The sequence below is a fragment of the Enterobacter soli genome, from assembly GCF_964208575.1.
Taxonomy (GTDB): domain Bacteria; phylum Pseudomonadota; class Gammaproteobacteria; order Enterobacterales; family Enterobacteriaceae; genus Enterobacter; species Enterobacter soli_A.
In genome coordinates this window covers 24,763-48,913 of sequence record NZ_CAXOFU010000009.1, presented here as the reverse complement: position 1 = coordinate 48,913, position 24,151 = coordinate 24,763, and the positions used below count along the sequence as shown (strand labels likewise).

24 protein-coding genes are annotated in these 24,151 nt (G+C 57.5%); 9 read left to right on the top strand and 15 right to left on the bottom strand.

The features are described from left to right. Positions 1-6: 6 nt before the first annotated feature. From AB6V08_RS11265 to AB6V08_RS11255, 3 genes are read left to right on the top strand one after another with little or no spacing between them, the layout of a single operon-like run. A complete protein-coding gene (locus AB6V08_RS11265; protein WP_368542739.1) occupies positions 7-2,532 on the top strand; it encodes a fimbria/pilus outer membrane usher protein in 2,526 nt (841 codons plus the stop codon). After that, positions 2,523-3,041 carry a fimbrial protein gene (locus AB6V08_RS11260; protein WP_368542738.1) on the top strand — a complete coding sequence of 173 codons (519 nt, stop codon included), beginning with the start codon at positions 2,523-2,525 and terminating at the stop codon, positions 3,039-3,041. The genes AB6V08_RS11265 and AB6V08_RS11260 overlap by 10 nt, the downstream gene beginning before the upstream one ends. Next, positions 3,041-4,048 carry a fimbrial protein gene (locus AB6V08_RS11255; RefSeq protein ID WP_368542737.1) on the top strand — a complete coding sequence of 336 codons (1,008 nt, stop codon included), beginning with the start codon at positions 3,041-3,043 and terminating at the stop codon, positions 4,046-4,048. Before AB6V08_RS11260 ends, AB6V08_RS11255 begins: the two co-directional genes overlap by 1 nt. Before the next feature lie 3 nt (positions 4,049-4,051). On the opposite strand, the gene AB6V08_RS11250 is transcribed toward AB6V08_RS11255, so the two are convergent. Next, the gene (locus AB6V08_RS11250; protein ID WP_368542736.1) at positions 4,052-4,576 is read right to left on the bottom strand and encodes a lipocalin family protein; all 525 of its coding nucleotides are present in this window, start codon (positions 4,574-4,576) and stop codon (positions 4,052-4,054) included. Positions 4,577-4,693: 117 nt separating this feature from the next. Between AB6V08_RS11250 and AB6V08_RS11245 the strand changes: the two genes are divergently transcribed. From AB6V08_RS11245 to AB6V08_RS11230, 4 genes are all read left to right on the top strand, one after another. After that, positions 4,694-5,419, top strand: coding sequence for a MerR family transcriptional regulator (locus AB6V08_RS11245; RefSeq protein WP_368542735.1), 726 nt, complete (start codon positions 4,694-4,696; stop codon positions 5,417-5,419). A 99-nt stretch (positions 5,420-5,518) separates the two neighbouring features. Then, positions 5,519-5,929 (top strand): hydroxyisourate hydrolase, encoded by a 411-nt coding sequence (gene uraH, locus AB6V08_RS11240; protein WP_368542734.1) that lies wholly within the window; start codon positions 5,519-5,521, stop codon positions 5,927-5,929. A 101-nt stretch (positions 5,930-6,030) separates the two neighbouring features. Beyond that, positions 6,031-6,990: a YbgA family protein gene (locus AB6V08_RS11235; RefSeq protein ID WP_368542733.1), complete on the top strand. Its 960-nt coding sequence runs from the start codon at positions 6,031-6,033 to the stop codon at positions 6,988-6,990. 147 nt (positions 6,991-7,137) lie between these two features. Continuing rightward, positions 7,138-8,226: an AAA family ATPase gene (locus AB6V08_RS11230; RefSeq protein WP_368542732.1), complete on the top strand. Its 1,089-nt coding sequence runs from the start codon at positions 7,138-7,140 to the stop codon at positions 8,224-8,226. Between the two features lie 8 nt (positions 8,227-8,234). On the opposite strand, the gene AB6V08_RS11225 is transcribed toward AB6V08_RS11230, so the two are convergent. The 14 genes from AB6V08_RS11225 to AB6V08_RS11160 form a co-directional block, all read right to left on the bottom strand. Next, entirely contained in the window at positions 8,235-9,188 is a 954-nt protein-coding gene (locus AB6V08_RS11225; protein WP_368542731.1) for a GlxA family transcriptional regulator, read from the bottom strand. A 27-nt stretch (positions 9,189-9,215) separates the two neighbouring features. Continuing rightward, a complete protein-coding gene (locus AB6V08_RS11220) occupies positions 9,216-9,995 on the bottom strand; it encodes an MBL fold metallo-hydrolase (RefSeq protein ID WP_368542730.1) in 780 nt (259 codons plus the stop codon). 89 nt (positions 9,996-10,084) lie between these two features. After that, positions 10,085-11,335 carry an HlyD family secretion protein gene (locus tag AB6V08_RS11215; RefSeq protein WP_368542729.1) on the bottom strand — a complete coding sequence of 417 codons (1,251 nt, stop codon included), beginning with the start codon at positions 11,333-11,335 and terminating at the stop codon, positions 10,085-10,087. A 6-nt stretch (positions 11,336-11,341) separates the two neighbouring features. Beyond that, complete coding sequence (locus AB6V08_RS11210; protein WP_368542728.1) at positions 11,342-12,091, bottom strand: hypothetical protein; 750 nt, start codon at positions 12,089-12,091, stop codon at positions 11,342-11,344. Continuing rightward, positions 12,088-14,184, bottom strand: coding sequence for a peptidase domain-containing ABC transporter (locus AB6V08_RS11205; RefSeq protein ID WP_368542727.1), 2,097 nt, complete (start codon positions 14,182-14,184; stop codon positions 12,088-12,090). The genes AB6V08_RS11210 and AB6V08_RS11205 overlap by 4 nt, the downstream gene beginning before the upstream one ends. Before the next feature lie 66 nt (positions 14,185-14,250). Beyond that, complete coding sequence (locus AB6V08_RS11200) at positions 14,251-14,436, bottom strand: hypothetical protein (protein ID WP_013094847.1); 186 nt, start codon at positions 14,434-14,436, stop codon at positions 14,251-14,253. Positions 14,437-14,459: 23 nt separating this feature from the next. Then, positions 14,460-14,654: a hypothetical protein gene (locus AB6V08_RS11195; RefSeq protein WP_022646586.1), complete on the bottom strand. Its 195-nt coding sequence runs from the start codon at positions 14,652-14,654 to the stop codon at positions 14,460-14,462. Between the two features lie 71 nt (positions 14,655-14,725). Continuing rightward, a complete protein-coding gene (locus AB6V08_RS11190; protein ID WP_368542726.1) occupies positions 14,726-15,382 on the bottom strand; it encodes a hypothetical protein in 657 nt (218 codons plus the stop codon). A gap of 3 nt (positions 15,383-15,385) precedes the next feature. Then, positions 15,386-16,984, bottom strand: coding sequence for a receptor (locus AB6V08_RS11185; protein ID WP_368542725.1), 1,599 nt, complete (start codon positions 16,982-16,984; stop codon positions 15,386-15,388). Beyond that, complete coding sequence (locus AB6V08_RS11180; RefSeq protein WP_368542724.1) at positions 16,962-19,556, bottom strand: CS1-pili formation C-terminal domain-containing protein; 2,595 nt, start codon at positions 19,554-19,556, stop codon at positions 16,962-16,964. Before AB6V08_RS11180 ends, AB6V08_RS11185 begins: the two co-directional genes overlap by 23 nt. Before the next feature lie 6 nt (positions 19,557-19,562). Beyond that, positions 19,563-20,240, bottom strand: coding sequence for a fimbria/pilus periplasmic chaperone (locus AB6V08_RS11175; protein WP_368542723.1), 678 nt, complete (start codon positions 20,238-20,240; stop codon positions 19,563-19,565). Positions 20,241-20,285: 45 nt separating this feature from the next. Further along, positions 20,286-20,909: a common pilus major fimbrillin subunit EcpA gene (locus AB6V08_RS11170; RefSeq protein ID WP_368542722.1), complete on the bottom strand. Its 624-nt coding sequence runs from the start codon at positions 20,907-20,909 to the stop codon at positions 20,286-20,288. A 230-nt stretch (positions 20,910-21,139) separates the two neighbouring features. After that, positions 21,140-21,625 (bottom strand): hypothetical protein, encoded by a 486-nt coding sequence (locus AB6V08_RS11165; RefSeq protein ID WP_368542721.1) that lies wholly within the window; start codon positions 21,623-21,625, stop codon positions 21,140-21,142. Between the two features lie 4 nt (positions 21,626-21,629). Further along, positions 21,630-22,433, bottom strand: a complete 804-nt coding sequence (locus AB6V08_RS11160) for a transcriptional regulator (protein ID WP_368542720.1) — start codon at positions 22,431-22,433, stop codon at positions 21,630-21,632. A 375-nt stretch (positions 22,434-22,808) separates the two neighbouring features. On the opposite strand from AB6V08_RS11160, the gene AB6V08_RS11155 reads away from it, so the two are divergent. Next, positions 22,809-23,393 (top strand): fimbrial protein, encoded by a 585-nt coding sequence (locus tag AB6V08_RS11155; protein WP_368542719.1) that lies wholly within the window; start codon positions 22,809-22,811, stop codon positions 23,391-23,393. A 52-nt stretch (positions 23,394-23,445) separates the two neighbouring features. Further along, positions 23,446-24,138: a molecular chaperone gene (locus tag AB6V08_RS11150; RefSeq protein WP_368542718.1), complete on the top strand. Its 693-nt coding sequence runs from the start codon at positions 23,446-23,448 to the stop codon at positions 24,136-24,138. Positions 24,139-24,151: the final 13 nt, after the last annotated feature.

Here is a 24,151-nt window from a genome sequence, read left to right as displayed (position 1 = left end):
GACCACGTGAAAATAAAAATCCTGTGCGCCACGGTGATTTCTCTGGCGAGCCAGCAAGCCGTGGCTGCGGAAAACAAACTGCAGTTTAATCCCGCGTTTCTCAACGGCGAGAGCGCTAACAGCGCCGATCTCGCCTGGGTCACCGCAGGGAGCGCGCTGCCGCCGGGCGATTACAACCTCAACGTGTACATCAACACCAACTACGCGTTCACGGGAAATGTCACGTTCCTTATTGCGGAAGACGGCGCGGGAGAAGCGCTGCCCTGCCTCACGCCTGAACAATTCGCCGCGCTGGGCATCGATAGCCATCAGGCGAAGGGCGGCGCGCTGCCGCCGACCCAGCGCTGCATCGTCTTAAGCAAGGCGTATGCGGACACGCACTTCGATCTCGACCAGAAGACCCTCACCCTGAGCTTCACCGTGCCGCAAAGTGCGATGCGCAATCTGCCGCGCGGGTACGTCAGCCCGGAAAGCTGGGAGGCGGGCATTCCCGCCGCGTGGCTGAACTACGTGGTGAATGGGTCGAACAATGACTATCAGGGCGAAACCCGCACGCGCGATCGGCAGCTGTTTGCGAGCCTCAACAGCGCCGTCAACCTGGGCGCGTGGCGGCTGCGTGATTTCACCACCTGGACGAAAGAGAGCAATGAGCTCACCCACGTGCAAACCTGGCTGCAGCGGGACATCCGCGCCCTGCGCACGCAGGTGTACGCCGGGGAAACCTACACCTCGTCGCAGGTTTTCGACTCCGTGGGGCTGCGCGGTATCGCCCTGAAAACCGATGACAACATGCTGCCCGCCAGCCTCAGCGGCTATGCGCCGGAAGTCCGGGGTATCGCGCGCGGCAACGCCACCGTGACGGTTCGCCAGAACGGCAACATCATCTATCAAACCTCGGTTCCGCCGGGGGCCTTTGTGCTGAAAGATCTCTATCCAACCTCGTCAGGGGGCGATCTGGCGGTCACCATTGAGGAGAGCGACGGCAGCAGGACGCAGTACACGCTGCCCTTTGCCAGCGTGCCAAACCTGGTGCGCAACGGGCAGATGAAATACGCCCTGGGCGCGGGAAAATATCGCCCGACGGGGGATCAGGACGCCCCCTCTTTTGCCCAGGGCGAACTCTTCTACGGCTGGCGCTACGGCCTGACGTTTTACGGCGGGGCGCAAGTTGCCGATCGCTATAACGGCTTAGCCTTCGGGCTGGGGCAGAACCTGGGGCGGTTTGGCGCCTATTCAATTGACCTGACCCACGCCCGCAGCCAGCTGGCGGACGATCGGCACTACAGCGGCGATTCGGTGCGCCTGCGCTATAGCAAGCTGCTGAACGACATCGGCACGCGGGTTAACTTCTTCTCGCTGCGCTACTCCACGAAGGGGTTTTATACCCTGAGCGACACCACCTACAAGGGGATGGCGGGCGGCGCGCCGAAGCAGGTTGTGGAAGAGGATGGCACCGTCACCACGCACTACGACAAGGTGTATAACCTGCGCATGTCGCGCAAAGCCAAAAACCAGCTGCTGCTCTCCCAGCCGATGGGGCAATACGGCTCGCTGTCGCTGTCGTGGGATCAGCAAACCTACTGGAACACGTCGCAAACCACGCAAAGCCTGCAGTTTGCGTGGAACGCCACGTTTCAGAACGTGTCGCTTGGCGTGAGCGCCCAGCGCAGCACCAGCCTGTACGACAACCGAAAAGACAACATTCTGGCGCTGTCCGTGTCGGTGCCGTTTGGCAACCCGCACCTCGCCACCCGCGCCCGGTTTACCACCACCCACGCGGACTCAACCGGCACCACCGCCAGCACGGGGGTGAGCGGCTATCTGCCGGGCGAGGAGAACCTGTATTACAGCGTTAACCAGCGCTACAGCCGACAGCAGCAGTACGGCGGCGATGTCGCGATGCAATACGAAGGCGCGCGCGGGGACTATAACCTCGGCTACAGCTATACCCGTGACTCGCGCAACCTCAGCTACGGGATGAGCGGCGGCGCGGTACTGCATGAGGACGGCCTGACCCTGAGCCAGCCGCTCGGCAACACCAATATTCTGGTGAAGGCGCCGGGCGCCAGCGACGTTTCCGTGCTTAACCACAAGGGCATCAAAACCGACAGCCGGGGCTACGCGGTGATCCCCTACGCCACGCCGTACCGCGTCAATCAGGTCGCGCTGGACGTTACCACGGTGGGCAACGACGTGGAGCTGGAAAACGCCATCGCCAACAAAACGCCTACCGACGGCGCGATGGTACGCGCCACCTTCGTCACGCACCGGGGGGCAAAAGCGATGTTCGTGGTGCGGCACGGCAAGGACGTGCTGCCGTTCGGCACGCTGGTCTCGCTGAATGATGACAAAACCAGCGGCATCGTCGGAGACGGCGGCAGCCTGTATCTGTCCGGCTTGTCCGAGAAGGGCACGCTGAGCGCCGTGTGGGGCCGCAACAGCGGCCAGCGCTGCACCATTCACTATGCGCTGAATAAGCAAAACTATAACGCCCGCACAGGCCTTTATTCACAGGAGGTGGTATGTCAGTGACGCTTCGGACGGCCGGCATCGTTCTGCTGCTGATTTTCACGCTTCCCGTGCGCGGCTACGACGTGCTGGTTTCCGTTACCGGGAATTTAATTGGCAATACCTGCATTGTCGCGGCGGATTCTCAGGAGCAGGACGTTCCGCTGGGCACCATTGGCGCGAAGCAATTCACCCGCCCGGGGGCGGTCAGCAATATCAAAACCCCCTTTATGCTGACGCTTGAAGAGTGCGGGCCAACCTTCTCGGGGGTAAAAATCCGCTTTAGCGGCACGCCGGACGATGACGACCCGCAGCTGCTGAAAATTGCCGACGGCGGCGCAACCGGCGTGGCGGTGCAGATCCTCGATAAAGACAGCGTGCCGATCCCGCTGGAGACCCAGACCGTCGCCTACGGCTCTGCGGGGGACGACAGCGTAAAAATGACCTTCTATGCGCGGCTGGCCGCCACGGGCGCGCCGATCAGTGCCGGAGACGTTTCGGCAATCGCCACCTGGACCACGGAGTATCAATAATGCGTTATCTGTTTCTGACCCTGCTGCTCGTTACCTCTCAGGCGTTTGCGCTCTCCTGGACATCCGATATCACGCTTTCGCCAGCGCCGATGACGTGGTCCGGCCCGGCAGACTCCATCGAGCCGGGAAAGATCATCGGCTCTGAGTGGAACGCCACGGCAAACGTGTCGGAGGTGTTCTGGTGCGGCTGGGTATTTACCTGCTCAAAGGGGACGCTCGAGCCGAGCAGCAGCATGGTGGCCACCGGGATTACGGTCGTGATGGACGGTGCAAGCTACATGGTGTTTGAAACGGGCGTGCCCGGCATCGGCTTCATACTTGGGCTAAAAGATTTTAACGGCACCACCTATGTTCCGATGCAGACGGGCATTACGCAGAGCTATCCGGCGGACGGGACAAACGGTTACGCCACCGGCCTGGGCTGGTCGGCAAAAGTCACGTTTATCAAAACCGGCGTAGCGCTCAAGTCCGGCGTCTACCAGACCCCGACCATTGACGCGGCGATCCTCACCGCCTACAACAACGAGGTCAAAACGGCGAAGGTCATCATCGACCCCACCAGCATCACGGTCGCCGCAAGCGGCTGTACGGTGGGCACCAAAAGCGCGAACGTCGAGCTGGGCAATATTGATATCCATACGCTGCCCGCAGTGGGGAGCACCTCCCCGTCGGGCTCGTTTAACGTCAGCCTGACCTGCGACGCGGACGTGGCGGTGAACGCGGTAATGACCGATCAGACCACGCCGTCGAATACCTCGTCGGTGGTGAGCCTGACCGGAGACTCCAGCGCGTCCGGCGTGGGGGTACAGTTTTTCTATAACGGCACCGGGCCGCTGATGATGGGGCCAGACAGCTCGGCGGCGGGCACCACTAACCAGTTCTTTATCCAGAGCACCTCGGCGGCACAAACCCTGTCGCTGCCGTTCCAGGCGCAATACATCCGAACCGGGGAGCTGGTTCCCGGCTCGGCGAACGCGCTGGCAAGCATTACGTTTTCCTACCAGTAGACGTTACTGCTTGACCCACACCAGCTGATCAACCCGGAAGCCCAGGCTGCGCGCGGTGTTCAGGTAATCCTGCTTCACCGCGTCCGGGATGGACGGCGTGCGCGACAGGATCCACAGATAGTCGCGGTTCGGGCCGCTGACCAGCGCGTACTGGTACTGATCGTCCAGCTTGATCACGTTATAGCCGCCGTAGAACGGGCCGAAGAACGACACCTTCAGCGCCGCCGTGGTCGGTTCACCGGTGAAGAAGGCTTTGCCTTCGCTCTCATTCCACTTGTCTTTCACCGGGTCGTAGCCGCGGTTAAGCACGCTGATCCCGCCGTCGCTGCGCTCGCCGTAGGTCGCCGTGACCTGCTCCATGCCGCGTTCAAAGCGGTTTTCCAGGCGGGCGATTTCGTACCATTTGCCGAGATAGCGGCTGGCGTCAAAGCCGGAAATGGGCTGCACGCCCTTTGGCGGCGTGGGAGAAGTACAAGCCACCAGGGTCAGTGCAATGGCGACACCGGTCACAACAGGCCATAGCTTCATGAGAATTCCTTTCATTTGTGCGGTTGGATGTTAAGTGTAGTGCAGCGCGCCGGGGCTTCATCCCGACAGCGGAAATTCGTAGTATATTGAGATTATTCTTCCTCCTCGGGCACGGACATGGCTTACTCCATCGGCGAATTCGCCAGACTCAGCGGCATCACCGCCACCACGCTACGCGCCTGGCAGCGCCGCTACGGTTTACTCAAGCCGCAGCGCACGGACGGCGGCCATCGTCAGTACAGCGACGAGGACGTGCAGCAGGCGCTAAAAATCCTCGACTGGGTGAAAAAAGGCGTGCCCATCGGCCAGGTGAAACCCCTGCTGGAGCGACCCACGCCGCGCCGCACCAACAACTGGCAGACGTTGCAGGACACGCTCCTGCAGCGCTTACAGGAGGGGAAAATCGAATCCCTGCGCCAGATGATTTACGACGCCGGTCGCGAATACCCTCGCCCTGAGCTGGTCACGCACGTGCTGCGCCCGATGCGCCGCCAGATGTCCGCCAACGTGCCCGCCGCCATGACCCTGCGCGAGATCCTCGACGGCATCATCATCGCCTACACCTCGTTTTGCCTGGAGGGCGACAAAAAAGCGCCGGGGGATAATCTCCTGCTCAGCGGCTGGCACCTGAACGACCCCTGTGAAGTCTGGCTCGAAGCCTTGACCCGCACCGGACAGGGCCACCGCATTGATATTCTGCCCACGCCTCCCGCCGCGCTGGCGCCGGAAATTTTCCCCGAGCGGAAGTGGCTGCTGGTCACCAGCGGCAAGCTGACCGCCGCGCGCAAAAAGCAGGTCGAGCAGTGGCAGCAGCAGCTTTCCCTTGAGGTAATTATCCTCTGAATATTTTCTCCTGCGGGAATGTTCACGAAAAGTTGAATATTTTATCGCGCCGCGAGTGCTAACGTTTTCCTGTGACTGACCACTCAACAGGAAAAGACAATGAAAAAAACGCTCCCTCTGTTAACGCTCGCCGCGATGGCCTTCGCCCCTGCCGCTTTCAGCGCCCCCGTCGGCACCCTCAGCGTGCATGTGCTTGACCAGCAGACCGGCACCCCGCCGCCGGGCGTGACCGTGACCCTCGAAAAGCAGCAGCAGAACACCTGGACCACCCTTGCCAGCGGTAAAACCGACCAGGACGGACGCATTAAGTCGCTCTATCCGGAAGACAAGGATATGCAGCCGGGCGTCTACAAAGTGACCTTCAAAACCGCGGAATACTTCCACGGCAAGAAGCTCGATACCTTCTTCCCGGAGATCCCGGTGCTGTTCACCGTGACCCGCACCAATGAAAAACTGCACATTCCGCTGCTGCTGAGCCAGTACGGATACTCCACCTACAAGGGCAGTTAAACATTCTTAATTTCAACGATATATAAAATCCACTCCGCTAATACATGGACAATATCGCAATGTTGTGTAAGTTTTAAGTATGGACTCTGGAGGTGCATACCATGACCACAAAACCGATATTGGGTATTAGCGGATGCTTAACCGGCTCCGCCGTTCGCTTCGATGGCGGACACAAGCGTATGGGCTTTGTCATGGATGAGCTGGCCCAGTGGGTGAGCTTCAGGCCGGTGTGTCCCGAGATGGCAATCGGCCTGCCGACGCCGCGCCCGGCGCTGCGCCTGATCCCTACCGAGGATGGCGCAACCGAACTGCGGTTCAGCAAGCCTCCTCATGACGACATTACGCAGAAGATGGCGGACTTCACGGCAGACTATCTGCCGAAAATCGGCGATCTGTCCGGCTTTATCGTCTGCGCGAAATCACCCAGCTGCGGCATGGAGCGCGTCCGGCTGTATGACGAAAACGGCAACCGGGGCCGCAAGGAGGGCGTCGGGCTGTTCACCGCCGCTCTCCTTGAAACCTATCCGTGGCTGCCCGTCGAGGAAGACGGTCGCCTGCACGACCCGGTGCTGCGCGAGAACTTTGTCGAGCGCGTGTTCGCCCTGCACGAGCTGAACGCGCTGCGCGCCAACGGCCTGACCCGCCGCGCGCTGCTCGATTTCCACAGCCGCTATAAGCTGCAGCTGCTGGCGCACCATCAGGCCGGATACCGGGCGATTGGGCCGTTCGTCGCCTCGCTCTACCAGTGGGACGATCTGGACGCCTTTTTCGTGGTCTACCGCGAAAAGCTGATGACGATCCTGAAGCATCCCGCGTCGCGGAAAAATCACACCAACGTGCTGATGCATATTCAGGGCTATTTCCGTAACCAGCTGAACAGCCGCCAGCGCGTGGAGCTTCGCGACGTGATCCTGCACTACCGTGAAGGACTGCTGCCGATCCTCGCCCCGCTGACGCTGCTCAAGCACTACATGGCGGAATACCCTGACCGGTATCTGATGACGCAAAACTACTTCGATCCCTACCCGAACGATCTCGGCCTGCGCCTTGCCGTGAGGTAAAAGAAAGTATGCAAAGGGCCCAGTTTTTGAAAGAGGCCCCAGGCAGTACCCCGTTTGACGACACCCTCACTGTCGTCTTTTTTTTTTGCACTCGGCGCAAAACACTGTAATTCTGTACAGGTTAAAACCGCAAAGCTGAGTACGCCGATGATCAAAACCCTGCACATTGATAACTACCGCTCGATTCGCCGGATGTCGCTGGAGCTGGAGCAGCTCAACATCGTTTTTGGCCCGAACGGCACCGGGAAATCGAATATCTATAAGGCGATCCACCTGATGCACAGCGCGGCGCAGGGGCAGTTTTCCCAGGCGCTGGCGGATGAAGGCGGAATTTTAAAGGTGTTCTGGGCGGGCAAAACCCGCAGCGACCAGCTGCGGCGCATGAACCTGGCGGTAGAAACGGAAACCTACGAGTACGAGCTGCAGGTGGGTTTTGTCGAGAAGCTGCCCTATCCCTCGCAGTTCCAGCTCGATCCGGTGATCAAAGAAGAGTCGATCTGGCTCAGCGGGCACCACCGCCGCCCGTCGTCGCAGCTGATGAAGCGCAAGAATCAGGCGGTGTTTTTACACAACGTGCATCACGAAAAAGTGACCCACAGCGGCACGCTGTATGAGAACGAATCGGTGTTCGGGCAGCTCGGCGAGCCGCACCTGTACCCGGAAGTGTCGCAGATGCGCGAGTCCCTGCGTAACTGGCGCTTTTATCATGAGTTTTCGGTGTCATCCGGCTCGGCCATTCGCGCTCCGCAGGTGGGTTTCCGCTCCCCGGTGCTCGCCAGCGACGGGGCAAACCTGGCGGCCGCCTTTCAGACTATCGTCGAGATCGGCGACGAGCTGCTGCTGATGCGCATTCTCGACCAGGCCTTCCCCGGCTGCGTGTTTTACAGCGATAACCCGGACGGCCGTTTTCGCATGATGATGCAGCGCGAGGGACTGTCCCGACCGCTGGAGCCGGCGGAGTTCTCCGACGGCACGCTGCGCTTTCTGTGCCTGGCGGTGGCGCTGCTCAGCCCGCGTCCGCCCGCGTTTATCGCCCTCAACGAACCGGAAAACAGCCTGCACCCGCAGATGCTGCCCGCGCTGGCGAGCCTGATTGCCGAGGCCAGCCGCTACTCGCAGATCTGGCTGACCAGCCACTCGCCGGAGCTGGCGCAGCTGATTGAGAAACACCGTTCGTTTTCGCTGTACCAGCTGTCGATGGTGGAAGGGGAAACGCGGATGGAGAAGCTGGGGTAAGCGCCCGCTTACGAACGAGTCCGAAAGGTCTTGCGCCACTCCGCCGGGCTCACCCCAAAGCGCGCCTTAAACTGCTGGCGCCAGGTGACGGCGGAGTTAAACCCCACCAGCTCCGCCACGCTCTCAACCGGCATGTTCCCGGCTTCCAGCAGAAGCTGGCTGCGGCGCAGGCGCTCGGCGGTCAGCCAGTCGGCGACGCTCATGCCCGTCGCTTTAACAAAATGGCGGGTCAGGGTGCGGCGGCTCATTGAGACCACCTCTGCCAGCGAGTCCAGGCTATGGGGTTCGGTAATGTGCTGCTGAAGATAGTCGATCAGGCAGTTTATTCGCCCGTCCCGGGTCGTGTTCGGCACCGGCTGGGCAATGAACTGCGCCTGCCCGCCCTCGCGGTGCGGCGGCACGATCATCCGCCGGGCAATCTGGTTGGCGACCACGCTGCCGAAGCGCTGGCGAATGATGTACAGGCAGCAGTCCAGCGCGGCGGCCGTGCCTGCGGAAGTGATGATGTTGCCGTCATCCACGTAGAGGGCGTTGATATCCAGCCGGACGTTCGGGAAAAGCGACTGAAACTGGCGTTCGAACTCCCAGTGGGTGGCCGCGCGCTTGCCGTCGAGAATGCCCGCATAGGCCAGCACAAACGACCCCAGGCACAGCCCGACGATTTCCGCGCCGCCGTCTCTTGCCCGCACCAGGCCGTCGATCAGCGACTGGGGCGGACGCTCAAGGACGTGCTGCCAGTAGGGAACGACGACGATATCGGCCCGCTCCAGGGCGGAGTAGTCCTCCGTCGCGTTGAGGGCAAATCCGTCTTTAGAGGTGAGAAAACCGGGCGTTTCGGCGCAGATCGTGACGTTAAAGCGCTTTTCGCCGGAGACCGAATCGCCAAACAGAATGCAGGGAACGGAGTAGTGAAACGGGCTGAACCCGTCCACCGCGACAATGGCGACGTTGATTAGCGACATCTGTCCCCTCCCTTCCCTTTAATACGCTCAGAATATAACGGTTTCACCGTCCTGGGGAATGCTCACCGCGCCACTCACCTGGTTGGCTTCAACGTACTCGCGCAGCGCGCGGCGGGTCAACAGGCAGTGGTTGATGGCCTCCATGTGGATCGCCACAATGCTGGCCTGCGGCAGCAGGAAATGGACGTTGAGCACGTCTTCCTGGCCCATAATGATTGGCCCAAAACCAATGACGTGGGCATAGCCGGCGTTCAGGACCACCACGTCCGGCTGGTGCTTTTGCAGATCGGCGGCCACCTCGTCGCGCCAGACGGTATCCCCGGCAAGATAGAGCGTCTTCTCAGCGGGATGGCGCAGCACCACGCCGCAGGCCTCGCCCAGCCGCTCCGCCAGCTCCGGCACGGCGTAAGCGCGGTCTGTACCGTGCTGGCCGCCGTGGGTTTTAACGATGCGGATATCGCCGAATGCCGTGTCGTCGGTCATGACCGTCAGATGGGTAAAGCCCTGGCTGCGCAGCAGGGCGGCATCCCTGTCGTTTTGCACGTAGATCGGCTTGTCTTTCGCGATCAGCGCAACGGCGTCCCGATCCCAGTGATCGTCATGGGTATGGGTCACAATCACCGCGTCGGCGTCCAGCAGCGTATTGACGTCTACGGGCAGCTCAACCGTCGGGTTACGAACCTCCGCGTAAGCCGTGCCGGGGAAGCCCGGATAAGCCCCTTTCGGCGCGAGCATGGGGTCGATTAAAAAGCGTTTTCCGGCGTAGGTAATCAGCTGGGTGGCGTTGCGAATATGGGTGATGTTCATGGGCTATCCTCCAGTGGGTGTGATAAGGAGGATAGCCCGTTGCCCCGCTCAGCAATGTGGGTTAAAGGGCGATAACCGATGAAATCGGGTCAATCGATAAACCGCTTGCGCACCCGCTCCAGCGGCGCGATCAGCAGGTTGATAAGCGGCTTACGATCGATAACGATATCGGCATTGACCGTCATTCCGCCCATCAGCAGGCGCTTTTTCTTGTCCGGGTCGGTAAACCACGACGGCACCCGCACTTTAGCCAGGTAGTAGTTCTGCCCCTCCTGCAGCGGGATGAGCGCCGAATGGGCATCGATATTCACCTCATAGAAATCGGACAGGGTTGCCTCGACCGAGCCATATTTATCCACCGGCCAGGAGTCAAAGCGCAGCTTCACCTTATCCCCCTTCGCGACCCGGCCCACTCCCGTGGCGGGCACGTAGAGATACCCCTCCATCGAGGCGGCGGTGTTTTTGCGGATCACCACCACCACTTCGCTGTTTTGCGTAATGGCCCGGCCCGGCGGGATGTTGATCGCCACTACGTAGCCATCGGCGGGCGCCAGCATGGCCATGGTTGAGCTGCCCCGGCTGGAGAGGTTGCGTTCGATTTCGCTGATCCGGTTCTTCACGTACAGCTGCTCCTGGCTCAGGGAGTCAATTTGCGACTGGGTGCTGTCGGTCAGGCTGGTTTTGCGCGCCTCAAGGTCGAGAATGGTGCTCTCTTCCAGGGTCAGGTTAAGCTGGGCGTTGAGCACGTCGTTGTGGCTTTTATCCAGATCCACCTTTGACACATACCCTTTGCCGGATATCGCCTTCCACGCCTCGTAGGTGTCGGTGCTGTTTTTGAGCAGCGCGCGCAGCTTTTTCACCTTGTCGCGGGAGACCACAATCTGCCGATCGGCAATATCCAGCTGCTGCGCCAGGTTTTTGCGGTACGCGGCAATAGAATCCTCGATGGTCTTCACGCGCTGCTCGCTGCGCGTTTTCTCCGCCTCCATCTGCTCGCGGTCAAACTGCACCACCGACCCCTGCTTGCCGCCGTAGTCCTGCGAAACGGTAAAAAGCGGGTCATTCTCTTTCACGTACTGGCCCGGACGCACCGCAAAATCCACAATCGTGCCGGACTCTCTGGCGCGGACTTCCACATCGCCCTGGGCCGGGATCAGCACGCCGCGCGCCAGCGTGGTCTCCGAAAAATTAAAGACGATGGAAAAGATCAGCAGGCAGAGGAAAAAGGAGATAAACAGCGTCAGCACGCCCTTCAGGCGCGGGGCGTTGATCTCGTAGCTCTTTGAAAAATGGTGCGGGATTAGCGCCCGACGTTGTCGGTTTCGGTTTTTTAATTTCACGACATGTCATCCATGATAAATCACTGAAAGATCGTCCCATGCACTCCACAGCGTGGGGGTGTTGCGCAGCGCGTTCAGCGTGGCGGTGGCGGCCTGGCGGTAGTCCGCGGGGGCATACGTCTGGCTCGCTAACCCAAACTCCGCCGCGTGCAGCGAGCAGGTGGGCACCAGCGTGCGAACCGCGTATCCGTAGCGCGTTAAAAAACGCGTCGATACGTCCGTTAGCCACGCCTTCTGGTCGCCCGCCTGGGTCATGAACAGGGGTGCATCCGGCAGGCGTTCATCCATCAGCAGCACGGTCACCAGCCGATGCGGCGCGAAAAACGCCCCGGCGCGCCGCCCTTCGTGCGCGGCCATCAGCTTGTGCAGCGCGGGATGGCGGGTGACAAACTGAAAGCGCACGTCTTCCGGCGCGGTGGCGAGCAGCGCATCCGCGATCAGGCCAAACCCGGCCCAGCGCATGCCGAGCAGCAGGGTGCGAGGCCGGGCATAAAAATCCTGCTCGCGGGTGAAGTCCGCCACGCGGGCGTGAAGATCGAAGCGCACGTTGCGCCGCCACAGCGCGGGCGGGAAGATCTGCTCCACGAAGTTAAAGCCGCTCATTTCCCGGGCGGTCTGGCGCAGGAAATCGGCCGGAACGTCGGCCTCCGGGCAGCGCATAAACTGGCTGTAGTTTTGCGTTATCCGGCCTGCCAGCAGGGTGCGTCCGGCCTGCCGGGCGCAAAGCCGGGCGTACAGACGGGGCAGAAACATCATTGCTCACTCTCCCGCAGCGTGCCGTTTTCCATGGTGTAGCGCCGCCCGTGGCAGCCGACCACCTCCGGGGAGTGGGTGACAAACACCAGGCCAATCCCCAGACCCCGCAGGTTCGCCAGCACCTTCTGGGCGGTGGTTTTATCGAGGTTTGCCGTCACTTCATCGCACAGCAGCAGCTTCGGCTGGCTGTAGAGGGCGCGCGCCAGCACCAGGCGCTGCATCTCCCCGGCGGAGAAAAAGGTGTTCCCCGGCAGCAGCTCCGTTTCATAGCCGTGCGGCAGACGCGCCACAACGTGGTCAATCTCCGCCAGGCGGCAGGCGGCAATCACTCGCTCTTTGTCCGGGGCGCTGTCGAAACAGGAGAGGTTATCCAGGATTGAGCCGGTAAAGAGAATATCGTCCGCGTGTACGATGCGGATATGCTGGCGCAGCGAGGAGAGATCGCATTCGGTAATGGGGATCGCGTTGATCCGCAGGCTGCCCGAGGTGGAGAGCAGCATCCCGGAGATCAGGCGCAGCAGCGTGGTTTTCCCGGACCCGCTCTGGCCGACAATCACCGCCTCCTCGCCCTGCTCCAGCGTCATGTTGATGTGCCGTAGCGTCGCCTCGCGCCCCGGGTAGGCAAAAGAGACATCCTCAAATTTCAGGCTGACGGGCGAGGTCACAATCTTGCGGCCAAACTGGCTGGCTTCCGAGGGGGCAAACAGCAGGTCGCCAACGCGATCCAGCGGCCCTTTCAGCGCGTTTTTGTCCAGCAGCTTTTGCGCCACCTGCACCATCGCATCGGAGAAATAGCGTTTGTAGCTGATGTAGGCGTAGAGCATCCCGATGCTCATCTGCCCTTCCAGAATCAGCCAGGCGCCGAAGCAGACCACCAGCAGCTGCTCGGCGTTGATCACCAGCAGCGAGGCGACGTCAAAGCGGGCCAGCAGGCGCTCTTTGCGCATCAGCCCGGCAATGTGTTCGCGCTGGGATTTGTCCATCACCGCGTCCCGGGCCTGCTCCATGTTGTTGGCCTTCAGGGTGATGATCCCCTTCTGCGTCTCCACCAGCAGCGATTCATACTTCGCGGTGCGCTCGATGGAGTCGTCCACCGCGCGCTGGTACGGGCCAATCAGCGAGAAGCGTATCAGGAAGAACACCCCCATCAGCAGCATCGTCAGCACCGCGATTTTCACGTTATACAGCAGCATAAACAGCAGGCTGGTAAAGGCGATCAGGCTGGAAAAGAGGATCTGCACATAGCCGTTGCTGATGAACTCCGCGCAGGCGTGGAGCGATTTTTCAATCGCCAGCACGATGCCCGGCGGGCGGCTGCGGAACCAGCCGGTCTGGGTGCGCAGCATATAGCGGCGAACCGACTGGCTGAGGTCGTCATAGGCAATGTTGCGCATCAGGATCTCAAGTATCTGCTTGAGGAACTTGCCGATGACTTCAAAAATAAAGACGATGGCGAAGATCGCGGTGAGTAATATCACCAGATCGTTGTCGTTGCGCGAGATGGCCTCGTCCATGATCAGCTGCACGTAGGTGGGGCTGGCCAGCATGGTGATGAGGGTAAAAATCGAGAGCACAAACAGCAGCACCTGCCGCTGGAACAGGCTGGGGGATTTATTGGCCAGGCGGCCCAGCGTGAGCGTGTCGTCGGGCGCTTTTTTGTCGAAGCGCGGCGTGGGCTTGAGCTCCAGCACGTAGCCGGAAAAGAGTTTTTGCGCCTCCTTGAGGCTGTAGCGTCGCACGCCGCTGGCCGGGTCGTGAACCGTGACGCTGCGGCCGTCGACCTTCACGATCACCACGAAGTGATTGCCGCGCCAGAAGGCGATGAGCGGCAGTTCGGCGCTTTCAATTTCAGTGATTTCGCCCTTAAGCACCCGGCCCGTCATGTTCTTATCGCTGGCGAGGGTCATTAACTCCGCCATCGAGGTTCCCGCGTCGGCGGAGACCGACAGTTCCCTGCGCAGCTGGCTGACGGAGACATGGTGTTCATAGTGCCCCAGCACCATCGCCAGGCAGGCCAGCCCGCACTCGGTAAATTCATGCTGGCGAATAACGGGTGTCTTACCCTTTTTTTTATACTGAAAAAGCGAAAACATAATTATCCGTGGCTGAAATAAAAAAATGGCCCGGCAATGCGGGCCATAGGTGCATAGGTCAATAACTTATGCGCTGAAGAAGCCGCCGATGAAGCCGCCCACCAGGCCAAACACGCCGCCGATGGTGCCGCCCAGCGCGCCTAACATCTGGCTGCCCGCGTTATAGCCAGCGCTTGCGCCCTGAAGCGCAGCTGCGAACGGATCCCAACCACCGATGATGGCCTGTGCTTTTTTGAAATCGATAACTTGCATGATTGTCTTCCTGTTAATCTGAATTAGTTGTAGCTGCCAACCAGCGCACCCAGGAAGCCCATTGCGCCACCCAGAACGCCGCCAACCACGCCACCTACCATGCCCATGATGCTTGCACCGGTGTCATAACCCAGCTGTGCGCCTTTAACGAGGCCAGCGAACGGGTTTAATGCACCACCGATAATGTCTTTCGCTTCTACGAATGAAATTGCTTTCATTTTATTCTCCTGTAGTTGTAAATCTTCAGCTTGCGCCAAAGGTTAATTTCCTTTTATGAAGGAAGCGGTAGTTACGGGCAGCTTGAAAGCGGAATGATTTTATTTCCATAAATAATCATCCGCCTTGCCGGCTGCGCGTAATTGTCTATTTCCAGCCGTTGACCCGGCGGAAGATATTTTGAATCGTTATATTGTGAGCTACATCCCTGCGAGGAGACATATTTAAACCAGGTATTTCCGGTATTACTCACCACCCCGTTGCTAAACGCATAATCAAAATGTCTTGTCCATGGGCGGACAATTAAAATAGCCTCAAGCGAAACCACCACATCCGACTGGATGCGTTGGCCTTTGCTCATTACAACCCGCGCCTGGAGCGGCGTTTCGGTGAATTTAACCCGATAATAGCGCTCTTTGCTGTCGTGCGGGCCGGTGTAATAAAACTTAAAACCGGCCCGCTCGCCGCTCTCCAGGGTTAACTGTTTAGGCGAGAACATCACCTCGCCATCTTTTATTTCAGTCTCTTTGCCGTGTTCTTTAGGCACATCGACCTGAATAAGCGAAACAGTATAATTCTGCCTGACGCTGGTATCATTTTTTATTGGCTGAAAAACAACTTCTTTTTCGGGTAGAAAATCAATATTTAGACTTTCAATAATTAAAGCATTTGCGCTTACGGAAATGAAGTAATTTATTGCGAAAATAGCCAGGAATTTTCCAGTCTTCATTGTTTAATTCCAGGATGCGCTGACGTCAATTCGTCCCTGCGCCGTGACTTCACCAAACCAGCTATTACCGTCATAGGTGGTTTTCGATACCGGGTTATTCATCACAAACTGCAATACCAGCGGCGTTTTCCACAGCCACATGTCCGTTACGCCGGAGCTTATCTTGTCCCACTCTTCCGCATGGGTGGCGGGGGCGGGAATGGACAGCGCTTCGCCTTTGCAGTTATGCGCCATCAGCGTCTGGCTTTTGCCCACCAGCACGTTGCCGGGGATCGGCACGGTGAAGCCGTTGCCGCTAAAGGCACAGTAATCCACCCCGTTCAGGCTCTGCGTCGGCCCGGTAACCTTCACCGTGACCGCAATGGCCGCGTCTTTTTGCGCGCCGCTGTAGGTAATGGTGTAGGGGATCTCAATCGGCGCTTCGCCAATGGTTCCCTTTCCGGAGCCGCCAAGGCCGTTAGGATCGAGCGTGTAGTCCGGGCTATCCGGCACAATCGCCAGCCCCGGCTGGATAGGGTTAATGACCAGCCCGCCGCCCGGCTGGAAGCAGAAGTCCGCCGCCAGCGAGCTGTTGCCCGGCGTCAGGCACAGGCTGACGATATTGCCAATGTTGCTGCCATCCCCCGCCTGCGCCACGCTCAAAATCAGCGCCTTCGGTAAAAAGATTTTCAGGCTGGCCTTGCCGCCGTTCTTTTGCGGCGCGGCGAGGAAGGAATTCGCCAGCACGCGGGTATCGCTCAAAATGCCGCCGGAGATGCTGTACCAGTTGCTCTCGTCGAAGGTAATTTCCGCCGCCAGGCCCGTTCCGCCGTTCATGTGCGACTGCAGCACGCCGTTAACGCGGGAGGACGTCAGCGCCAGCCCCGGGTTGTAGCCGGTGATATCTTCCCCGACAAAGGTGTATTCCAGCAGAGAGCAGAGCACGCCCGACACCGTATTGCGGGTGTACTTGGTACAGGTCGCCCCGGTGGAACCATCGACAATCGTCACCTCGCCGCTGATGGGATCGATGCCCAGATCCAGCGCCCGCGAGTTGGTCATGGTCAAGGTTCCCACCTTGTGCAGCGTGTTGGTGGTGGTCACCTTGTTGATAGAGGTGATCTGCGGCGTCGAGGTAATCGTCACCTCGTTGCCGGGCGCGGCGTTGAGAAGATACTCGAAGAACGGATCCCCCAACACCCAGCGGCCATAGGAGGTGCCGGGTTCGATAACCGGCGGTTTCACCACCATCGCGGTGTCGCTGTAGCTGGTCGTCGCGGTATAGCCCGTGGTGCCGCAGCTTGAAGAGCACGCGGTGCCTTTAAAGAACGGCGAGGCGCTGGAGCCGGTGACGCTGAAGTTGATGGTCAGCGCGCTTCCCGCAGGGCCGGTAAAGCTGTTATCCGGAATATAGGTGGCAATCCCGTTGTTGGTTTTGGCGCTCAGGGTTGGCCACTCCCGCGAGCCGTGTAAAAACGCGGTCGAGGTGCTGTTCAGGCTGAACAGCGCCGCCGTGTTTCCCGTGCCGTTGTTGTCCGGATTGTTAATCGCAAAATAGGGCATCTGCTGCGCCTGCGCAGCGGCGCTTATCAGCAGCAGATTAAGAGCGAATATCTTTTTCATCTTCACGTTCCTGTGTACCTTTCGCTTCCTGCCAGACGAAATCGCCCTTATCGCAGGAGATGTCCCCCAGCCACAGCGCGCCGCGGTTGGACTCGATATCCAGACGCACCTCGCAGACGCTGTCGTCCGGCGTGGCGATGCTGAGCACCGGATTGTTCTTGTCCACGTCAATCACGAAGCGACCGTCGTTTTCCGTGCGCGTCAGCCCGACGTGGTTTTTGATTTGCGTGGCGCTCACCGGATTGCCGCTGGCATCGACCAGACGACCAAACAGGGTGACGATTTTTTTCACCTGCGGCTTCATGACCACTGTGTTACCAGGGTAGACCGTGATATGCCGACGGGCATTCGCGCCGATGTCGTAGCTTTCCGTACCGGTTTCGCTGTTCATCACCTCAAGGTCATAGGCCTGGTAGGCCGGCAGCGACAGCCAGGTTTTATCGCCCTTAATGCGCTCCGTGCGGCCGTTCAGCTTCAGCGTGAGCGACTCGTCGGACTTCAGGCCGGTGCTGACGATCACCCCGGCGCTGTCGGTTCCTTTCCCTGCCGCAATCGCCTCTTTTGACCAGCCGACGCTGCCGTCGCTGGTCAGCGTGGAGTTCCAGCCTTTGCTGGTGCCGCTCTGCACGCTAAGGATGTTGCTGTTCCACGGCGTGTCGAAGCTCACGCTGCCGCCGCCGCTCACCGTGCGATCCTGGCTGCTGCTGAAGGCTCTTGAAACGTTGGCGGTGACCGACTTCAGGTAATCCCCCTCAAACTGGCGGCTGGCGCTGACGTTGAGCGCCGTGCCGGTATCGCGGTTATGGGACACGCCTACCGAGACCGTGTTACCCAGCGGGATCGAGAAGTCGAGCATCACGTAGCGGTCTTTCTCTTCGTAGTACCCTTCGTACTTATTGCGCGACATCCCCACCCGCAGGCGCGCCGTGCCGTAACGCCCGGCGTACAGCCCCTGGGAGTAGTCAATCTGATAGCGTTTGTAGCGGTAGACGTCGTCTTCCTGCCGCATCAGGCTCAGGTTCCCGGCGGAGGGTAGGCCAAACGACGGCAGGCTGAACGACGCCCCCCACGTATTGCCTTTGTTTTCATAGATATCGAGGAACTTGCCGCTGGAGAGCTGCTCGTGAGAGTACCAGACGGAACCGATATTCCACGGCAGGCTGAGGTTAGCCCCGTAGTTGGCGCGGTACGTGCCGTCAGAGGCGGCCATCGTCTGGGTATTCACCGAGAAATACCCGGTCAGGTTCAGGGAGGCCCACAGTTCGCTGACCGCGTGTTCGCGCATCATATAGCCGGAGGCGTTCCAGTCGACCATCCCGCTGCGCTTGCTGAAGGAGGCGCCGACCAGCGACATGGTGTCTTTATGTTTGGTGTCGTAATCGTAGTAGTAGGTGTTGTCCTGCTCGTTTTTCTTTTTGGCGTACTTCTTATAGTTGACGACCGATTTGTCGCGGCTATAAATACCGCCCCACGTCTGCCAGCGCAGCGATTCCGACACGTTATTGCTAAACGGTTTATTCACCGTGTACATGCTGCGAGACACGGTGCGGCTGCCGCTGACCACTTCGACTTCCACGCTGTAGATCCCGTAAGGCAGCGCGCTGGTGTCGATTTCGTGGTTACCCACGTCAAAGCGCTGAATGCCAATAAGCTGGCCGTCGCGGCGAATGCGGGCTTCCCCGGCCGTCGGGAAATAGACCACCACTGGCGTCAGGGAGAGGGTGTTGTCCCGCTTGCGCGAGTTGGCCTGGTTCCCCATCGATACGCCGTACACTTCGCCCCCGGAAATCCCGCTGACGCTGGCCAGCGACTGCATCGCCCAGCCGTTCAGCATCCCGGCGGCGTAGCGCATCCCCTGATAGTCACGCTCCCACATCACCGCGTTCATCTGGGTGTCGCTGCTGCTCTCGTTTACATAGCCGGAGCCATCGACCAGCAGGTGATCGACCCCCATTGAGACCCAGCTTTTGGCGTTGAGATAGCCGGATGACCAGCTATTGCCGTAGCCGCTCTCGGTATGATACGCGCCAAGGTTATAGGAGAACGTGCCGCTCAGATCGTCCGACTCGGGGGCGTCGATATCGACCTCGCGCGGACGAATATTGACGCCGTAGTCGCGCCGGGAGAGGTTGAGCAGCAGACGCATCTTTTTCTGGTCCAGCTCGAACGCCGATCCGGCGCTCACCGGAATACGCATATGCTCGTCAAACTGTTTGCCGTTGATACTTTGCAGCAGCGTGCGCATCTCCTTCGACAGACGGATACCGTTGTCAGACTCCTGAACCTGCACATCGCGCAGCCCGAGCTGGAGATCTTTCGCGTAAATCGTCACATCGCCAATACGGACGTATTCGCTCACGTCACGCGCGCCGCTCGCCTTTTGCGTTGCATTCGGGCGGGTATTCACCAAATAAACAGGGATTTTGATCCCCTGCTCCAGCAGGGCATAGAGCGCGTCGGGAAAACGGTAATTAGCGATAACCACGGAGCTGGAGGCAGCATGCGCATACGCGGGCAGGAGGCCGGATGTGCACGCCATCATCACCGGCAACACTAATTTATTTTTCACCATGCATCCTTACTTAACAGGAATGAACTGTTTCAGGTCCCAAATTCCGAGATGAAAATGGCTGTCCGTAACGTTGATATCCTCGATCGCGCGAGAGGTATCCGGCATCAGGTAAAAGTTTTTGACGCACGGCGTGGTCGGCGATTCCGGGTTAGGCTTCAGGCACGTCCCGCTCGCGTTCACGCGAAACGCGGTATTGCCTTTATTGGTGATTTTTCCGGCCACGTAGACGAAATCGAGGTTCTTCTTCCGGGGCTGTACCACCAGAATGGTGCTCACCACGGCGCGGGTCATGCCTTTGCCATTCTTTTGCGAGCCGTTATCCCGATCTTCGCTAACCCCTTCATCAATGAAGGTCACGCGGTAGTAGCGCTCCCGGTCATCGTCCTTACCGTGATAGTAAAATTTGACGATATTGCTGGTCCCGGCGGGCATGACCATGCGCGTGGGCGTCAGCAACAGTTCGTCTGTTTTCTCCGGATTAATTACCACGCCTTCATCCATCGGGCTGCTGATACGCTGGGCGCTGATGGAAATAATGCGCACGCTATCCGCTTCGTTTTTTATTTCCTTGGCGATGGAGTCGGCATCGGCTGGAATAATCGTGGTGACTTTGCCCACGTTAATCGCCAGCGCGGAAGAAGAGACGAATAATAAAAAGAAGAAAATGGGTTTGAGGCTAAACATGATATTTCCCTAAACAGGGGCTTACGCCCCTGTATCCGTCAGCTCTTAGCCCCAGGTTGCGCGGAACGCAACGGAGACAGTACCTTCCCACAGGCTGTTGGTCAGGTCTTTGAACTCTTTCGCAGCACCGGTGTTGTCCTGTGCAGAGTCGATGTAGAACACAAATTTGTCCTGGCCGGTCACTTCGGTATTCGCCGTCGCACCTGCGCTGGTGGTCAGGTTCCACAGGCCTGAAGAGACGCCGGTGTTGTTTGAAGAGTCAACCAGCGTGGTCCATGCGGTTGATTTCGCACCCACTGTGCCACCGATTGAGCCCAGATCGTTTCCGGCAAAGCGCGCGCCCACTTTCAGCTTGGTGGATTCGCCGCCAACGCTGAACAGGGTGTTGTCAGAGTCGTCGACAATCGCTTCCAGCTTGAAGCTGGTTGCAGAGGAGTGATCGCCACGAATAACCACATCAAACAGACCGGTGTCGGTGTTAAAGGCTTTCGTATTTGCGCTATAAACGAAATTAAGCGCACGCGTTGGCGTAATAACCAGATCGGAATCGCTGTCTTTCGTTGCAGAAGCCTGCCAGGTTGCAGAAGCGGTGGTTTCCGCTGCATTAACAGCGCTCAGGGCAGAAAGAGACAGCAGTGAGCCCAGAACGATAGCGTTCAGTTTATTCATTTATTTAGTCCTTCAAAAAAGAATCCAGATGTTTTAAAAAAAGGGGAGCCCCTTTTTCGGGGTGGAGTATAGGCAGCCGAAAAATAGCGAGGCAATACAGAAAATTTCACCCCCCTCTGGAGAAAGGATTAAAAATAACAAAACGCGACTGCATCTTATTGTTACACAATGAATAAAACGCACACTTTCCGACTAATCGAAAAACATCTATTTTGATTTTTTGGAGAATATCAGGAGGTCGGTACGGCTACACACATCATTATCGGCAGCACCAGCCCTTTAATTATCCACGCCTGTCTTTTGATTTTAGAAACATAAAAATAGTCGATGCTATCCAGAAGCAGCTCATTGACGATTCCGTCCGGCGCCTCATCATCTTCAGATTTATTCAGCTTCTTTCCTTTTATATAGTAAATATCTCCGCCGGCCACTTTCTCCACGTTGAGGACGTAGTTTCGATCAATGAGTAAGCGTTTATCGCCTCGGGTGAACACCCCTTTGTGAATGACCGTGGCAACATCCTTGCTATTAAAAAGAAATAGCGTCGTTAATGACAGTCCTGCTGAATCGCCCGTGGAATACGTTTTCCATGCAACCGTATCGGACTGGCAGCCAAATCCCTCTTCCTGGTGTCTTTCAGGATAGAATAAGAACAGGGTAACCCCAGAAATCAGCACGATCATGCCCAGTAATAGGGTCAGGTTCATCTTCGACATAATCTTAACTCCCTGTCAGGCTTCGGTATGAGATGCAGTTTTTGTAGCTATCAACGCTATCCTGCAGATAGCAGATAGCCAGAAAGTCATTTTCAAGCTGTGGCTTTTTGAATTTTGAATAATACGCATCAGCGGCCTGATGTTTGCAGTCGATGTGCTGACGCGCGATGAGCTCTTTTGCCCGGTTAAGGTAAGCCTGCTGCGGCTGATACATGTTGTTGTCGATAAGATAAACCTTACAGCGATCAATTTGGCCCAGCAGGTGAATATCATCATCTTTAGATTCTTCGGCACCGCGCGTCATTTGATACAAAAGCAGCGCAGCAATGCCGGCAATGGCGATCAGCGCCATCACGCTGAGTGAACTAAAGCCTCTGTCCCGACGCTGCAAAGGCGCAGGCGCGTCCTGCTGTTGAGTCGCGGTATCGGGCACCTCCACCGCGATTTTCTCCGGCGCAGGCGGAACGGGTGGCCTCACCGTGTGATGTTCAATATGCGCGGCCAGGCTAAATCCTTTACCACGAATTGTTTTAATCAGCAGCGGATCGCGGCCTAAACTGCGAAAGGCTTTCCTGATTTCACTTATGGCAACATTCAGGCTAACCGAGGAGCCGGAATAACCGTGGTCTTCCCATACTTTCTTAATCAGGTCGTCCCTGTCCAGGGTTTTGCCATTATTAATGATAAGTTCATATAACAAACGTGCCGCCTGGCTAGATAACTTAATTGAAGATTCCTCTTCTCCATTAATCATGATCACACCGGCGTCCACTTCGTAAAGCATTGCGAGATCAATAAGATACTTCATATGATAATTACACCATTGTCTTAAAAAGCCGTATTTGCCTCGCAATAATAGGTGTAATGAATGTGTGGTCAAGTCATGAAATATTAATTAAGTACTTTCTATAGAAGACTTCATTAATTAACAATTATTAATCCATTAATAAAAACCGCCGAGTGTTGCCCACTGGATTATGATCTTAAAAATAACATTATAGCAAGATTATAATCTTATAATATCCAGATAACCAAAATAATATTTTGTTATGCGTATTTTTGCTGCAACATAATATCGTCAAGGCGCGTACTCAGCTCGCTAAGCGCGTTAACTGTTAACAGTATGTTGCGCAGCCGGAAAACATTCTTTTTCTATATAAAACAAAACATTATGGAGTTTATCATGTTCAAGACGATCATGACCGTATCTGTGCTTGGCGCAGCCATTGCCTCTACTCACGCGATTGCCGCGGATAACTCAGCCGGTGGCGTCATTAACTTTACCGGCGCCATCACCGATACCACCTGTACTATTAATGGCGGTAAAAGCGCCGATATGACCGTCGCGCTCTCTCCTATTTCGGTTAAGGACGCCGGCACTACGGTTGGCCTGATTACTAAGAATAAAAAATCCATTTCGTTAACCTTCTCGGGCTGTACGCCAGCGGCCGGAAATACCGGCACGCCGCTGAAGGTGTACTTCTCCAGCGCCGATAATATTTCTACCGACGGTAAATACCTGCTGAATAACAGCGTAAATGAAAACGATGCAAGCGTGGCGCGTAACGTAGGCTTCGCATTGGTCGAGCCGGGTAAATCAACGCCTGTGACGCTTAATCAGGCTTACACCACCAGCATTATGGGTACCGCAGCGGCACCGGATTCAGAAACGCTGACCCTGGACGTTTATTACTACAAAACGAACGCCGCTGCCGCAACGGTAGGTTCGCTGAGCTCTAACGTAACGTACACCATTTCCTACCTGTAATTTCAGTTAATCAGGCTTCGTTCCTGCGGAGCCTGTTTTTAAGGTTACCATTATGCGTAAGGTTATTTTGCTGGCATTCCTGCTGCTCAGCGCGGGCAGCGCATGGGCCAATATTGTTATTAATGGCACGCGTGTTCTTTATTCTGAGAATAACAAAGAGGTTATTGTTCAGCTAATTAATACGGGAGATGCTCCTGCGCTGGTGCAATCGTGGATCGATGACGGCGATATCAATTCGACGCCGGAAACGGCAAAAGTGCCTTTTCTTTTATCCCCTCCGGTGGTGAAGGTTAACGAACATAATGGTCAGCAGCTGCGCATTAAAAAACTGCCTGCGAATTTGCCCGCCGATCGCGAGTCGGTCTTTTTCCTGAACGTGCTCGATATTCCGCCGAAGCCGGAAAATATGCAAAACCAGAATACCGTTCAGCTGGCGATTAAATCACGCATCAAACTATTTTACCGCCCGGCCGCGTTAACCGGCACGCTGGACGACGCGGCGGGAAAACTGACGCTGATTGCCAGCGGTCAACAGCTCCGCATAGTAAATAAGAGCCCTTTCCATATTACCGTTGCCAATATTTCCCAGGGCAAAACCAAATTATTGCAGGAGTCGCCGATGGTCTCGCCATTTGGTGAGCTCACCGTTGCGACCAGGACTGCGGTTAAACGCGGCCAACCCTACCAGCTGATGTATGTGGACGATTTGGGTGCCTATAAAACCCACACGCTCATCAGCCAGTAACCGGAACGACTCG

What these genes read in the sequence shown, in the direction of transcription:
- AB6V08_RS11260 (WP_368542738.1), top strand. Translation starts at nt 2,523, where the DNA reads ATGTCAGTGACGCTTCGGACGGCCGGCATCGTTCTGCTGCTGATTTTC.
- AB6V08_RS11255 (WP_368542737.1), top strand. Translation starts at nt 3,041, where the DNA reads ATGCGTTATCTGTTTCTGACCCTGCTGCTCGTTACCTCTCAGGCGTTT.
- AB6V08_RS11250 (WP_368542736.1), bottom strand. Translation starts at nt 4,576, where the DNA reads ATGAAGCTATGGCCTGTTGTGACCGGTGTCGCCATTGCACTGACCCTG.
- AB6V08_RS11245 (WP_368542735.1), top strand. Translation starts at nt 4,694, where the DNA reads ATGGCTTACTCCATCGGCGAATTCGCCAGACTCAGCGGCATCACCGCC.
- uraH (WP_368542734.1), top strand. Translation starts at nt 5,519, where the DNA reads ATGAAAAAAACGCTCCCTCTGTTAACGCTCGCCGCGATGGCCTTCGCC.
- AB6V08_RS11235 (WP_368542733.1), top strand. Translation starts at nt 6,031, where the DNA reads ATGACCACAAAACCGATATTGGGTATTAGCGGATGCTTAACCGGCTCC.
- AB6V08_RS11230 (WP_368542732.1), top strand. Translation starts at nt 7,138, where the DNA reads ATGATCAAAACCCTGCACATTGATAACTACCGCTCGATTCGCCGGATG.
- AB6V08_RS11225 (WP_368542731.1), bottom strand. Translation starts at nt 9,188, where the DNA reads ATGTCGCTAATCAACGTCGCCATTGTCGCGGTGGACGGGTTCAGCCCG.
- AB6V08_RS11220 (WP_368542730.1), bottom strand. Translation starts at nt 9,995, where the DNA reads ATGAACATCACCCATATTCGCAACGCCACCCAGCTGATTACCTACGCC.
- AB6V08_RS11210 (WP_368542728.1), bottom strand. Translation starts at nt 12,091, where the DNA reads ATGATGTTTCTGCCCCGTCTGTACGCCCGGCTTTGCGCCCGGCAGGCC.
- AB6V08_RS11205 (WP_368542727.1), bottom strand. Translation starts at nt 14,184, where the DNA reads ATGTTTTCGCTTTTTCAGTATAAAAAAAAGGGTAAGACACCCGTTATT.
- AB6V08_RS11200 (WP_013094847.1), bottom strand. Translation starts at nt 14,436, where the DNA reads ATGCAAGTTATCGATTTCAAAAAAGCACAGGCCATCATCGGTGGTTGG.
- AB6V08_RS11195 (WP_022646586.1), bottom strand. Translation starts at nt 14,654, where the DNA reads ATGAAAGCAATTTCATTCGTAGAAGCGAAAGACATTATCGGTGGTGCA.
- AB6V08_RS11190 (WP_368542726.1), bottom strand. Translation starts at nt 15,382, where the DNA reads ATGAAGACTGGAAAATTCCTGGCTATTTTCGCAATAAATTACTTCATT.
- AB6V08_RS11185 (WP_368542725.1), bottom strand. Translation starts at nt 16,984, where the DNA reads ATGAAAAAGATATTCGCTCTTAATCTGCTGCTGATAAGCGCCGCTGCG.
- AB6V08_RS11180 (WP_368542724.1), bottom strand. Translation starts at nt 19,556, where the DNA reads ATGGTGAAAAATAAATTAGTGTTGCCGGTGATGATGGCGTGCACATCC.
- AB6V08_RS11175 (WP_368542723.1), bottom strand. Translation starts at nt 20,240, where the DNA reads ATGTTTAGCCTCAAACCCATTTTCTTCTTTTTATTATTCGTCTCTTCT.
- AB6V08_RS11170 (WP_368542722.1), bottom strand. Translation starts at nt 20,909, where the DNA reads ATGAATAAACTGAACGCTATCGTTCTGGGCTCACTGCTGTCTCTTTCT.
- AB6V08_RS11165 (WP_368542721.1), bottom strand. Translation starts at nt 21,625, where the DNA reads ATGTCGAAGATGAACCTGACCCTATTACTGGGCATGATCGTGCTGATT.
- AB6V08_RS11160 (WP_368542720.1), bottom strand. Translation starts at nt 22,433, where the DNA reads ATGAAGTATCTTATTGATCTCGCAATGCTTTACGAAGTGGACGCCGGT.
- AB6V08_RS11155 (WP_368542719.1), top strand. Translation starts at nt 22,809, where the DNA reads ATGTTCAAGACGATCATGACCGTATCTGTGCTTGGCGCAGCCATTGCC.
- AB6V08_RS11150 (WP_368542718.1), top strand. Translation starts at nt 23,446, where the DNA reads ATGCGTAAGGTTATTTTGCTGGCATTCCTGCTGCTCAGCGCGGGCAGC.